Genomic DNA, 14,138 nt, shown 5'->3' on the forward strand with positions numbered 1-14,138 from the left:
CAGTCACGCCCAAAGATATTATTTATTTTGGTCTATAAACAAAATTCCTGAATGTTACAGATCCTTCACCAACAGATGAAAGCCCTAATTTCAAACTCATAAAACCGCTTAAAACATTGTGATTAAACGATGAAACCTCGGCAGAATTTTCAATTTTCAACCAACCCTTTCCATCCATGCTATAAAACATATTTACAACTTGTTCCTTTTTTTCCAAACGCAAAAACAAGTGTCTTTTGTTCACTCCTTTTTCAGTTGGAAATTGCCAAACCCTAAGAATCGCCATAATATTTTCTTTATCGAAAGCAATACCTGTATATAGTTTAGTATCATAGAATAGAACCAATCCAGCCGATCCATTCCCCTCAATTTCAACCTCAACTTCAGCCCTGTATGAATGGTCTGAAGGGGTACATAATAAAGGGGAACTTTCACCAATACTTTTTCCTTTACCTTTGATTTTTATTCCATTTGAAGAAAATGTAATTCTTTGGGAATCATATTCATCAAAAAATTGCCATTGCTGATTAAGTTGTGTTCCTGTAAAAGTATCTGATAGCTTGAAATCACTTTTTATGGATTGACCTACTGGTTTTTTTATCTCGTCTTCGGTTTTAATTCCTTCTTTCATTTTGAACCAGCCATCCTTTGTCCATTCTATAGGCTGCAAAAGTGTTTGACGCCCCATGTTATAATAACCATTTTCATAACCGTGAAAAACCATCCACCAATTTCCTTTAACATCGTCAATGATAGAGGCATGTCCTTTCGACCACCATTTCTCGGAACTGTCATTTGTTCTAATGATTGGATTATTGGGTGCGTTTTCCCAAGGTCCAAAAGGAGATTTCGAACGAGCTGAAATGACCATGTGACTTGTTGCCGGTCCTGCTGTACCTCCTTCGGCAACGGTTAGATAATAATATTCTCCCTTTTTAATCATTTTTGGTCCTTCAAGACAAAAACATTCTATAGACCATTCCCTTGGTATCTTCCAACCATCATAAGCATGTATTTCTTTCCCTGTTACCGAAAGTCCGTCCTTAGAAAGTGGTACATAACTACCATTACTAAAATAAATAAAACGATTGCCTTTATTATCTACAAAATGTCCTGGATCTATACTCCCAATCTTCAAGTCAACAGGATCACTCCATGGCCCATTTATAGTATCTGCCCAAACCACATAATTGGTATTATTGGCAGGAAAATAGATGTAGAATTTATTATTGTATTTAACCAAATCTGGAGCCCAAACCGAACCAACACTCTTTTTTAGTGCATGAGTAATGGGTCTCCAATTGACTAAATCTTTTGAAGTCCAAATTAATAATCCCGGATAATAATTAAAGGAAGAATGTACGATATAATAATCTTCTCCATCTCTAATGATAGAAGGGTCTGGATAATCTCCTGCAAAGATTGGATTTTTATATATTTCAGCGTTTTGCCGGCTTTTTTGATGCTGTGCGTTTATAGCAAGCGACATTAAAATGATAAGTATTCGAAATATGTTCTTCATTATTTACTGACACTATATTTTTCTTCTGCTGTAATCATATCCCAATTATCGGTTCTAAAAGGAGATGCAGGGAAATTTTCTCTATTGAAAAGATTGATTTCGGTATCATCATCTGCCCAACCATAATGAACGGCAACTGGGTTTGGCACTTTTTCGCTGGCAACAACCACTTTGTTGTCCTTGATAATGGCAGTGGCAGGGTAAAAAACTTTATCTGCACCTGCAATTTCAAAACCTTTCAAAATTCCATTTTTATCAGAAGTTGATAATCCAGTTCCAATACTAGTAAAACTTAATGCGATTTGGTTTCCTTTAACCTCCATTGCTTTGTACAGTGGTCCGCTATACACTTGTTTTTTACCATAAACATTATTTAATGCTATTGCAGACAAACGCAATCCTACATCTTTTTTGTTAGTTGGGTGAATGTCTTTTGCATTTCCAATATCCGTAGTTACTGTCATTCCTGTGTTTGGTAATTTCAGCGTTTCTGTTTGTGCTTCGCGAAGTTCTGCCCAACGGCTTCCTTTGGTACTGTTTCCACCAAACTCATCATAGGTTGACAATTGTACAAAATAGAAAGGAAAACGGCCTTGATTCCATTTAGTTCTCCAATCGGTTATCATTAAAGGGAATGCTTTTTTGTACTGATTGGCTCTGCTTACATTCGCTTCTCCCTGATACCACAAAACACCTTCGAAAGCATATGGAATTAATGGATTAATCATTGCATTGTACAATAACGAAGGGTAACTGTTTGGCGAAACCGAAACTTTAACATTCACTACTTTAAACTTCCAAAATCCATCAAGTGCAATGGACGAGCCGTTGAAATCGATTTTCAATTCGGCTGAATCTCCGTAAATACCTCCACCTCCAGAATAATCTGTAATTTTAACAGCAATTACATTTGCTCCTTCTTTTAAAACTCCAGCAGGAATTTTGTAAATTCTTTTAGCATCCCAAATGTTATTGGTTCCTACTTGTACTCCGTTAACATAGGTTTGGTCTTCATCGTCTACTTTTGACAAATACAAAATGGCTTCTTTTTTGGCTTGCTCTGCTGTTAAAATAATGGTTTTTCGCATCCAGACTACCCCGTCAATATTTCCGATTTGCTGGTTTTCCCACAATGAAGGCACTTTAATTTCAGGCCAATTGGCATCTTTAAAATCCGGTTCTTTAAATTGTTCCTGATTGGCATCAGTTACTTCAAAACCTTGAATTTTTTGGATATTATCTAAAAGTGATTTTTTATAAGTTTCAAAAATAGCATCCATATTTACCGAAGGCACAGTGGCAATCATATCTTTGAATTCGGCACTTTTTTGAAAAGCTTCACGGCTTGTCCATGTTTCCACACAGGTTCCACCCCAGGAAGTATTGATAATCCCGATTGGAATCTTTAATTCGGTATATATTTTTTTGGCAAAGAAATACCCCACAGCAGTGAAATCTTTTATGTTTTCTTTGTTAGAAACCGTCCATTTTCCTTCCTTTAAATCTTCTTTTGGTGTACCGCTTAAATCCTGAACGACTAAAAACTGACGAATCATTGGCTCATTTGACTGTGCTTTTTGAGTTTCAAAATCAGGAAGCTTATACATTTGGAATTCCATATTAGATTGTCCCGAACAAATCCAAACTTCGCCAACTAAAACATCCTTAATTACAATTTTGTTTTTCCCTGTAATGATTAGTTCAAAAGGTCCTCCAGCTTTTTCAGCACTCAAACTTACCATCCATTTACCGTTTTTGTCGGCTTGAACCATTTTGGCTTGTTTATTAAAGTGAATTTCTACTTTTTCATCAGGATTAGCCCAGCCCCAAACCGGAATTGGTTTATTTCTTTGCAAAACCATTCCGTCAGAAAACAGCAAAGGCATACGAACATTTGCATTGACTACTATGCTACACATCAAAAAAAGAAATGCTATGTTTTTCTTCATTTTTTTAAGTTTTAAATTATCTAAAAACCTACTCTTTCCAAACAGTTACTCCTGCAGGTTTTACTGTAGCGTTACCTATAAGGATTTCTGATTTGGCAGGAATTTGTAATTGGTAATCTGTTGATGAATAATTTACTGCGACCCAAAATCCATCACGCCATTGAACATAAACTCCTTCAGGATAATTTTCGGTAGTTGCTCCTGCTTGTTCATATACTTTTCTCAAAACATCACGCTCTAAACTAGCATCATCTGTATCTACACCAATATATGTAACGGTTCCTTTTCCAATGGTATTAGTAACAACGGCTGCTTTCCCGGCATAAAACTGATCAGCATAAATTGCCAAAACATTCTTTTTTTGATTCGCTTCAATTAAATCGGCCCAGTTATTCCAAGAATAACTCTTTCCTAAAGCTGATATTTTCCCTTCAACATTAGCCGGTAAATGATCAAAATTATCAATCTTAGCATCAATAAGAGGTGAAATTATTTCTCCCCAACCCGATCTAAAAATATGTCCGTTTCTATCTTTTACTCCCGTTCGAACCGTTAAAACTAAATTCCCTCCTTGTTTCACATAGTTTTCCCATTTGCTAATAAGCGTTTTATCAACCAATTCAAATGCCGGAGCGATTACTATGTTGTACTCATTCAAATCATCATTTTCATATACAATATCAGCTGGAGCTCCAAATGATTTTGCGATTTCCAGATATTTCTGAAAAAATGACAAAGTATTCCACTGGGTCGTTTGACCTTGCCTTCCCATGCTCCAATAATTATCATAATTCCACAACACAGCGGTTTTACGAGCCTGAATTATTTTAGGCATTTTAGCATCAGGATTGTATGCTTTTTGTAAAATTTTCATTTCACTTATTGTTTGCTGATAGTCTTTTCCTCCCTGGGAAAGCGTTACTCCATCTAATTTGGTAATTCCGGCATGATACTGTTCTGAACCATAATTTATTTGACGATAACGATACGAACAGACAAAAGATAAATTACCTCCAAAACAATGGTACAACCACATACGTACTGTGCCCGGTTCCAATAAAGGATTTATAGCTCCCCAATTTACACAACCCGGCTGAAGCTCCATAATTCCGGCATTAGTATGTTCTTGTTTAAAAAAACTCAAACCAAAAGAAAGTTCTTTAGGATCACCTAATCTAAAACCTTTGTCACCAATATTAGCATTACCCTTATTGGGGTAAGAAGTAAATGAATTAAAATCTAATTTATAGGTTCTTCTTGGGTCAGCACCAGCTGATGTAGCGGTATAATTAGTCGTAACATACTGATTTTTAGAAATTAGAGACCGAAGTATTGTAGCTTGAAAATCCAAAAAATCTGCCTGTGCATCAGCGGTGTAACGTTTGAAGTCTAATAGTGCATGAGGATTTGCTCCCCACCAACCTACAAGATTAGCATTATAAATTTTAATCTGACCAAAATCACTAAAACTTTGATTCCAAAAAGCGGCTCCCCAAGCATTATTCAATGCTGCAATTGTTTGATATTTGTTTTTAAGCCAAAGCTGAAAAGCTACTTGTGAGGAAGCGCTATAATCTTCTCTTCCTTCAGGTTCATTATCCAATTGCCAACCTATAACGGTGGTATTATTACCATATCGCTGTCCCATTTGAGTGATAATTTTTTTAGAAAAATCTCTCCAAACCGGATTAGATAAGCTTTGAACCCCTCTTGTACCATGTTCAGCTCTTTGATAATTGGAATTCAAAACATAAATCTCCGGATATTTTATTCCCATCCAAACCGGAGAAATCGACGTGGGTGTTCCCAAAATAACTTTCAAATGGTATTTAGCAGCTAAACCAATAACTGTATCTAACCACTTAAAATTATACTTACCTTCTTCGGGTTCCATATCTATCCATGCAAATTCAGCAATATGAATGAACTGAAATCCTAAATTTGATATATTCCTGATATCGCGCTCCCATTCTAACGAATCCCAATGTTCAGGATAATAATATACACCAAAAGTCATTAAATCTTTTTTGGGAAAGAAACGGGAACTATCTTGTGCACTAACTATGTTGATGACCAATAAAAATAATACCGCTATATAAAATATGTTTTTCACTTTTTGGTTGGTTTATAGCAGATGTTATTTTATGACAATATCAATTTTATTTTTGATATCACGAGAAGAATTACCAATATTCAAAGTATATTTCCCTGGCTCAACTGTCCAACTTTTGGTTGCTACGTTGTAATATGCCAGTTCTTTTACAGGAACTTGAATTGTTACCGTTGATGATTTTCCTGCGCTAACTGATACCTTTTGGAATCCTTTTAATTCCTGTGCAGCACGCTCAATTTTCGAATCTGATTTAGAAGTATACAATTGCACCACTTCTTTCCCTTCTACTTTTCCAGTATTTTTAACAGTTACCGAAACTATGATTGTATCATCAACACCGTAAGAAGCTTTATCAGTTTTAGCACCAGCGAAAGAAAAAGTCGTGTATGATAATCCGTATCCGAAAGGATATAAAGGAGCTACATTTTTAGTATCAAACCATCTGTAACCAACCAAAATTCCTTCTTTATATTCAACAGTTTTATCTCCGGGAAAACTATTGGTTGCATGAGCAGGAGAATCCATAATGCTTTTTGGCATTGTCCAAGGTAATTTCCCTGAAGGATTTGTTTTCCCTAGCAAAACATCTGCTAAAGCATTTCCACCCTCAGATCCATTAAACCAGCTCCATACCAAAGTGTTCGTTTTTTTACTTAAATCATCAATTTGAAAAGGAGCTCCGGCTATCAAAACCACAATCGTTCTTGAATTTACCTCTAACACCTTTTTAATCAATTCTTCCTGACCGAAAGGTAAATGTAAGCCTCTACGGTCTGAAGCTTCAGTTTCGTAATCACGGTTTGAACCGGCAAAAACTACTGCAACATCAGAGTTTTTTGCTGCCTCTATAGCTTCTTGCAATTTAACAGGATCCAATTGATCTATCGTTACGGGACCATTCATGGTAATGTCGCCCAAATTCCCTTTATTTTTTACTTCGTAACGCTCTAAATAGCCTTCAGCATAATTGATTTTAATGGATTCTGGCAATCTATTTTTCAATCCATCTAATGGTGTAACCTCTCTTTTAGTTTTTACACCAGCACCAAATCCACGTAATGCATTTACTTTAGTTGCATTATTACCAATAACAGCAATTGATTTTACCCCATCTAGTTTTAAAGGCAACATCTTGTTATCATTTTTCAATAATACTATCGCTTCTGAAGCAATTTTGTAAGCGTCCTGATAATGAGCTTCGGTTGAAATACTTCCGGTAACACGCTTTTTACCACCCATTGCTTTTACCTGATATAAAGTATGCAAAATTCGGTTCACATGTTTATCAATTTCCTTTTCTGATATTTCACCGTTTTTAACCGCAGCTAATAATTTATCTGCCAGAAAAAATTCATTGAACTTTTTTGGTGTTCCCATTTCAACATCCAAACCGCTTTCTAAAGATTTTACAGTAGAATGTACAGCAGCCCAGTCAGAAACTACAATTCCTTTGAAACCCCATTCGTCGCGCAATACTTTGTTAAGCATATAATCATTCTCACATAAATATTCACCTCTGAATTTATTGTAAGCTCCCATTATACTATACGCTTTAGCTTCCTTTACTGAGGCTTCAAAAGCAGGTAAATAAATTTCACGAAGTGCACGCTCATCAATTTGAACATCTACAAAATCACGATTCGTTTCCTGATTATTAGCTGCAAAATGTTTTACACAAGCCATAACATCATTGTCCTGTAAACCAACAATTAAAGGCACAGCTATTTTTTTGTTCAAGAATGGATCTTCACTCATGTATTCATACGTTCTACCACCTAGCGGAGTTCTAACGATATTAATAGCCGGCGAAAGCAACATATCTTTATCTCTGGCACGCATTTCCTGTCCTAAACTATTACCAAAAGTATAGCCCATCTCAGAATTCCAGGTAGCTGCTAATGCCCCTCCAGCCGGATAATAAGTCGCAAAATCATTGGTTAACCCTGCAGGAGACCAATTATCACGGGAAATTTCTTCACGAACTCCAAGTGGACCATCTGCCATTTTTAATTCAGGAATACCCAAACGTTTAACTCCTCCAGAACTAAACATACTGTTTCCATGCAACATTCCAATTTTTTCTTCCAAAGTCATTTGCGAAATTAACTTGCTAATCTGAGTATCATACTCGCTAGTTATTTCATTACCTTTATAAATGGTTTGTTGCTTTTTAGATTTTGCCGATTGTGCATGACCATCAGCAAATGCCAGGATAGATACAGCCATTGCGACATATTTGATTGTATTTTTCATTATGATATTATTAAAATTTATTAATGTCCGAAATTCTATTCCCTATTGTTTTACAAAATTGAAGAAGACAACATCGTTCTCATTTATCTTATAACTTCTACTATACTTTCCGGAGGCATCAATAGTTACTTTTTCAGTTGAAATTGGTTCACCATTAACTTTTTGTTTGATTGATTTTAGCTGTTCACGATTTAGCTGACTTGGTTTGCCCATCGCTAAATAATCGGTGTAAGCATCATTTACTTTATATCCTACTTTATAAATCTCCAGATTGTATTTTCCTTTCTGCAAACCTTCCACTTCAATTTTTACTTCTCCTTTTGGTTTTGATAGTAAATCTTTGATGTAATACGCCTGATTATTAACATCCTTTTCAGGTAGTGTATAAGTAGAATCCCAAAATAAAACTTGTACATCTCCCTTGGAGTTTTTAGTCACCCAGGATGAAGTATCAGTATTTTTAAGTTCAGTTTCTCCCAATTTATTCATTAAATAATAAGAGAAATAGGCTGGCTTTTTAATTCCCTGAGTGTTTAATAATCCAAATCCTCCGTGAAAAGGAGTGAATCTAGGTCCAGGCTCTTCAAAAATATCGGTAAAAACCCAATAAGACATCGAATTTGGAGCATTCCCCACTTGTTTTAATTTTTGAAGAATATAAGCAGCCGAATGATAACTATCATGAATTGGATCGGCAGGAGTATAGGATGAACTCCATTCGGTATAATGCAATTCAAGATTTGGTTTAGCCGAATTTGCGATTTGTTTTCCGGAATTGATAACATCTCCACTCACGCTTGAATCATCTTTATTCAAGACTGTCCCTGTTGAACCGTATTCATCTAAATATCCCTGACTCACTCCATACGTATGTGTAGAAATAAAATCTAACGGGACATTATTTTTAGCACAAAAATCGATTGTTTCGGGAACCCAGCCAGCTCCGGCAGTTGCAGGACCTCCTACCTTATAATCTGGATTTACACTTTTAATGGCTTTTGCAGCGTATTCATATAATTTGAAATATTCTGCCTGAGTGCCTGTCCAAAAACCAGGCGATAAGTTAGGTTCATTCCAAACTTCAAAATACCAGGTTTTTACTTCCTCAGATCCATAACGTTCTGTAAAATGTTGTGTTAGGTTTTTAATTAAATCCCCCCATTTATTATAATCTTTTGGTGGTGTAACATTGCCTTTCCACCAAAAAATAGTTTGACTTCCACTTGCTAAGGCATTAGGCATAAATCCTAATTCTACAAATGGTTTCATTTTGATACTGATAAGAAAATCATATAAAGCATCAATATATTGATAATTATATTCCGGATTTCCTTTACTATCCTCACGATATACCGCCATGTCATCGGTCAATAAACCATGCATGCGAATGTATTTGAAATCACATTCTTTTTTGGCCATAGCCAATTGCTGTTGCCAATCAGCTCTTAGGCCTTCATTGGCACGACCAGCACCAATACATTCTTTGAACATGGTGTTCATTTTCCCATCCGATTTATTATAGTCGACTTTTATAACTCTTTTAGAAGCATTGGCAGTTTGTCCTGAAATTTTTGAAAAAGTCAGAAATAATAAAAGGACTGCTAATAAATACTGTTTCATATTAAACTTTATAAACCCAACTGACTTTAAAAAACCTGTCGGATATGATTAATTTATATTTTTTTAAATCGGATTGCAGTTCCGCCGGCTCCACCTAAATGTAATTTTAATACATCTGAAGCTTTTACTGTTTTTTTAGAAATGGCAACCGCAGATGGATTGTGTGTTTCATCTGTTCCTTCTGCATCAGCATATATCTGTGCTTCGTAAGTAACTTTTGGATCTAAGAATGATAATGAAACATTTACATCGCGGGCTTTTTCGTTTGTAATCGTTCCTAAATACCAATCGGCGCTGTTTCTGTCTTTACGGGCGGTTGTGATGTATTCTCCTATTTTACCCTCTAAAACTTTGGTATCTTCCCAATCTGTCGGAACGTCTTTTAAGAATTGTAATGCTGGTTTTCCTTCGTAATTTTCAGGAAGGTCGGCCATCATTTGTATTGGCGCATAAATGGTTAAATACAATGCCAATTGCTGAGCCGTTGTGCCATGAACTCTTTTGCTTGGAAATCCTTGTTTTACCTCAACATCAAAAATTCCAGGTGTAAAATCCATTGGTCCGGAAAGCAATCTTGTGAACGGAATAATGGTTAAGTGATTTGGCGGATTTCCTTCGCTCCACGCATTATACTCCTGTCCTCTTGCCGCTTCTCTTGAAATCATATTTGGGAAAGTTCTACGTTCTCCCGTATCTTTTATCGATTCATGATACAATACTGCCAAATCATATTGAGCTGCTTTTTCTAAAATATATCTGAAATAATTCACTCCAAATTGTCCAAAGTGATTTTCTTTCATGTTTAATTTAGAACCTACGTGACCAATTTTTACCGAATGCATTCCCAGTTTTTTATACAAAGCGAAAGCATCATCAACTTCTTTTAAATAATTAATAAGGTTTGAACCTGTTTCGTGGTAGCCAATTAGCGCAACGCCTTTTTTATTTCCATACTCTACTACTTTTTCTAAATCAAAATTGTCTGCACTTTTTGTAAAACTAAACATGTGCATTTTGTTTTCATACCAGGCTGGAGTCCATCCTTTATTCCATCCTTCAATCAGCAAATGATGAAAACCCTCTTTGGCTGTAAAATCCATGTATTCTTCGGCACGTTTGGTTGTGGCACCTTGCTTGTCACTTTCCCAAAATGTGTATTTCCCGATATGCATTCCCCACCAGATTCCGAAATATTTATAAGGTTTAAAATAATTTACATTTCCTAATTTATTTGGGTCATTTAGATTCAGAATCAAATAAGAAGTAATCAAATCTGCTGGTTTTTCACCAATTTGAAGCGTTCTCCAGGAAGAGGTAAACGTATCTTTTACACGAACTTTTACACCATCAGCCCAAGGCACTAAATCAGATTTAAGCTGTGTTCCAATATTGTTTACCAAAGTCATACTGGCAAAATCTTTTAGATTTGCTTCATGAAAACTTAGCGCCAATCCGCTTTTACTCTCAATAGTAAGCGGTGTCAAAACGGTATCAAGAGTACTTACGGGAGCATCTTTAAACAAATATTCGTCGCGATTTTCTCTATTAGCAGGAATCCACCATGCTTTCCCATCTTCTTTCAGGTTGAAAGTTGTTTTTTCATCCATGATAAAGATGCTGTCTTTCGTTTCTTGTTTTGGATATACATATCTAAAAGCAATTCCATCATCATAAGCACGGAACTGAATTTCCAATTTGCGCTTATTCTTGTCCTTTTGTTGCAATTGAACCACTAACTGATTATAATGGTTTCTTATGTTTTTCTTTTCTCCCCAAACTTGTTCCCAAGTCTCATCGAAAGTTGATTTTTTTACGTTTGTTATTTCGAAATTGGAACTGAAATCTTCATTGTTTTTCAGCATAAAACCCATATCCGATGGAGTAATCACTTGGATTTTCCCGTGTGAAACTTCATATTTTGGAGCCGATTTATCGAGGTTAAATTTAATTTTGTTTATTCCTCCTGGAGAAGCCAGTTCATAAGAATTGCTTTTTTGAGCCTGGGCAGTACTGACAACTGTCAGTGCAACTAAAAATGCCGGAATTATGATGTTTTTTAACATGATGTTTTTTTAATTGTAATTTTAAAAAAATCGGGGTTAGCACTAACCTAACTAACCCCCACTTTCAATTTAAACCAAACTCAACTTATTTATTTTATCCACTCTGTTTTGAAAGTGGTTTTTCCAGTTAATGGATTTGAAGTTGTTTCAAAATTGTTCCCTTTTTTAGAAACAGTAATCGTTTGTACCGCTTCACTTTCTGGCAAGAAAACTTTAGCAGTAGCAGTTGTTGTAGCATCAGATGCATATACTTTTAAAGTCAATTTGCTCCAATCCATATCTTTGGTAGATTGTGCTAATCCAATATGAGGAATTGCTGTTCCGTCTTTAACTAAAACTACAATTGGCACTTCGCCAGCCTGAATTTTATGCCATCCTCCTTGGTATACTTTTTTAGTTTGGTAATCAATCCAGGTTCCTGCCGGAAGATAAACGTCTCTTTCTGTAACTTCTTCAAAAAGTGGTGCGACCAAAATACTCGACCCAAATAAATACTCATTATCCACTAACCAGGCACCCGGATCATTTGGATATTCCAAGAACAGAGCACGCATCATTGGTAATCCTTTTTGAGAACTTTCTTTTGCCTGAGCATAGATATATGGCATCAACTCATAACGCATATTATCGGCTTTTCTAAATCCTTCCAAAAAGTCTTTACTGTACAACCAAGGTTCACGCGGAGGCTCACCGTGACTTCTTACATGTGAAGTAAACATCCCGAAAGGAGCCCATCTTCTGTATAAATTTTCAGGAGATTTAGTTGCAAATCCTCCTACGTCATGACTCCAAAAACTGAATCCGCTTAATCCTAATGAAAGTCCTCCTCTTAATTCGGCAGACATTGCTCCGTTACTTGTTTCGGCATCACCACCCCAATGTAATGGGTAACGCTGGCTACCTGCCCAAGTACTTCTGGCCCAGATTAAAGTATATCCTTTTTCTTTTTGAGTAATTTCGGCAACTGCTTTGTTGTAACGTAATGGATATAAATTATGCTCATAGAAACCTGTACGCCCCGAATGATAAATTCCTTCCGGCGGTGCAGCTTCACCAAAATCTACTTTGAAAACTGAAACTCCCTGATCGAATAATTTCTTTAATTTTCCCTGATACCAAGTCACCGTTTCAGGATTAGAGAAATCCAACACAGCATCTTCATAAGGAAGATTCCCTTTGCGATCTCTTACTGCCAGATTTTTGTCCATAATTTCATTGAACAATGTATTTTTTGGTGTGAAATAAGGCAATTGCCATAAACACACATGGTATCCGTCGTCTTTCAAATCCGACATCATTTTTTGCGCATCTGGAAAACGGGATTTAGCAAACTCGTAATTGTTTCTCCAATCTACATCAAACCAACCTGTATCGAAGTGAATCACGTCGGTTGGGATTTTATATTTACGTAAATCTTTTGCAACATCGCGTCCTTCTTTTTCTGAGAAATAAGTAATACGACTCATCCAGAAGCCAAATGACCAAAGCGGAGGCATTGCAGCTTTCCCTGTCAAGTTGGTATATTCGTCCAGAACTTCTTTTGGTTCTCCAATGAAGAAAAATAAATCAGCTTCGTCATCGCCAATATACATTTCATTGGCACTATTAAAATATCTACCAAAATCTACTGTAATTGGAGTCGAATGGTGCATGAAAACTCCATAACCACGGCTGCTCATATAAAACGGAACCGGTTTGTACATCGTTTCGTTTTGAATACCATTGGCATCATCTGTCCATAAAACTACTTTTTGCCCTCTTTTGTTAAACTGTGTGAAAGATTCACCACAACCAAATATTTTTTCGTCCGGTTCTAAGCTAAAAGCAGCTCCCATACTTCTTGAATAATCGCTGTTTCTACGAACAAACGAAAACGGAAGTGTTGGTGTATAAGTATTTTTAAAATCAGAATCGTGAAGTGTACTGGTTAGTAATTTTCCTTTTTCGTCATAAATTTTCACATGCCATGGTTTTGACAAAATCTCAACAGAACCATGCTTGCTTGTGTATTTGTACCCCCCTTCTATTTTAGAAGACTTCCATAATTCCGGATGATTTGGAGCTACTCCATCAACCAACATTAAAGACTCTTTTTCAGGATGAAATTGTGGCCCGGAAGTAGTTTTGATACGAATAGAACGATCCGATACAAACTGAATCTGAAAAGGCAATTCAGGAGAAACTTCATACTCTGTCGTTGGAAATTCATTAGCAGGAACTACAGCAGGTTTCATCATCATATTATTGAAAGCCTGACGTGTCTGATAATTGTAACGCAAATATTTTATAGTTCCCTTTCCTGTAGCAGGGTCAAAATTGGTTAACTCATCAGCAAAATAAAAGGTATTCAGATAATTCTGGAAATCCTTGCTGATATCTATTGGTGCATTTAACACATCTGCATTTTGAATTTGTGCTGTTGCATTTGGAATAGCCAGAATCCCAAAAACAAAGATTGAAAACAGAGTAGTTATATGAGTTTTCTTCATTTTTATATTTATTATTTTTTTAATTAAATCATTTGACTGATGTAAATATAGTATTACTTTAAGCTCTTTAAAACTTAGCATTAATTCTAATTTATTTAGTTCATTAAATACCTGAATTACTATAGAACA

The 14,138-nt window shown here is 35.9% G+C and carries 7 protein-coding genes; all 7 read right to left on the minus strand.

All coding sequences use genetic code 11. From position 1 onward, the window contains the following. Positions 1-22: 22 nt before the first annotated feature. The 7 genes from IEV84_RS01885 to IEV84_RS01915 all read right to left on the minus strand — a co-directional run bounded on the left by IEV84_RS01885 (position 23) and on the right by IEV84_RS01915 (position 14,009). On the minus strand, positions 23-1,522 hold the full coding sequence (locus tag IEV84_RS01885) for a family 43 glycosylhydrolase (protein ID WP_229732570.1): 1,500 nt from the start codon (positions 1,520-1,522) through the stop codon (positions 23-25). Further along, positions 1,522-3,471: a sialate O-acetylesterase gene (locus IEV84_RS01890; RefSeq protein WP_188491864.1), complete on the minus strand. Its 1,950-nt coding sequence runs from the start codon at positions 3,469-3,471 to the stop codon at positions 1,522-1,524. Before IEV84_RS01890 ends, IEV84_RS01885 begins: the two co-directional genes overlap by 1 nt. Before the next feature lie 28 nt (positions 3,472-3,499). Beyond that, positions 3,500-5,584, minus strand: coding sequence for a beta-galactosidase (locus tag IEV84_RS01895; protein WP_188491866.1), 2,085 nt, complete (start codon positions 5,582-5,584; stop codon positions 3,500-3,502). A gap of 24 nt (positions 5,585-5,608) precedes the next feature. After that, positions 5,609-7,837, minus strand: a complete 2,229-nt coding sequence (locus IEV84_RS01900) for a glycoside hydrolase family 3 C-terminal domain-containing protein (RefSeq protein WP_188491869.1) — start codon at positions 7,835-7,837, stop codon at positions 5,609-5,611. Between the two features lie 42 nt (positions 7,838-7,879). Continuing rightward, positions 7,880-9,457, minus strand: a complete 1,578-nt coding sequence (locus IEV84_RS01905; protein ID WP_188491871.1) for a GH39 family glycosyl hydrolase — start codon at positions 9,455-9,457, stop codon at positions 7,880-7,882. Between the two features lie 53 nt (positions 9,458-9,510). Further along, positions 9,511-11,520 carry a glycoside hydrolase family 97 protein gene (locus IEV84_RS01910; protein WP_188491873.1) on the minus strand — a complete coding sequence of 670 codons (2,010 nt, stop codon included), beginning with the start codon at positions 11,518-11,520 and terminating at the stop codon, positions 9,511-9,513. 89 nt (positions 11,521-11,609) lie between these two features. Continuing rightward, positions 11,610-14,009 carry a glycoside hydrolase family 31 protein gene (locus tag IEV84_RS01915; RefSeq protein ID WP_188491875.1) on the minus strand — a complete coding sequence of 800 codons (2,400 nt, stop codon included), beginning with the start codon at positions 14,007-14,009 and terminating at the stop codon, positions 11,610-11,612. Positions 14,010-14,138: the final 129 nt, after the last annotated feature.

Origin of the sequence: Flavobacterium palustre (genome assembly GCF_014639535.1) — a bacterium.
In the GTDB taxonomy this organism is placed as follows: domain Bacteria; phylum Bacteroidota; class Bacteroidia; order Flavobacteriales; family Flavobacteriaceae; genus Flavobacterium; species Flavobacterium palustre.

Excerpts from the sequence above, each read along its gene's own strand:
- IEV84_RS01905 (WP_188491871.1), bottom strand. The coding sequence starts at position 9,457 with ATGAAACAGTATTTATTAGCAGTCCTTTTATTATTTCTGACTTTTTCA.
- IEV84_RS01890 (WP_188491864.1), bottom strand. The coding sequence starts at position 3,471 with ATGAAGAAAAACATAGCATTTCTTTTTTTGATGTGTAGCATAGTAGTC.
- IEV84_RS01915 (WP_188491875.1), bottom strand. The coding sequence starts at position 14,009 with ATGAAGAAAACTCATATAACTACTCTGTTTTCAATCTTTGTTTTTGGG.
- IEV84_RS01910 (WP_188491873.1), bottom strand. The coding sequence starts at position 11,520 with ATGTTAAAAAACATCATAATTCCGGCATTTTTAGTTGCACTGACAGTT.
- IEV84_RS01900 (WP_188491869.1), bottom strand. The coding sequence starts at position 7,837 with ATGAAAAATACAATCAAATATGTCGCAATGGCTGTATCTATCCTGGCA.
- IEV84_RS01885 (WP_229732570.1), bottom strand. The coding sequence starts at position 1,522 with ATGAAGAACATATTTCGAATACTTATCATTTTAATGTCGCTTGCTATA.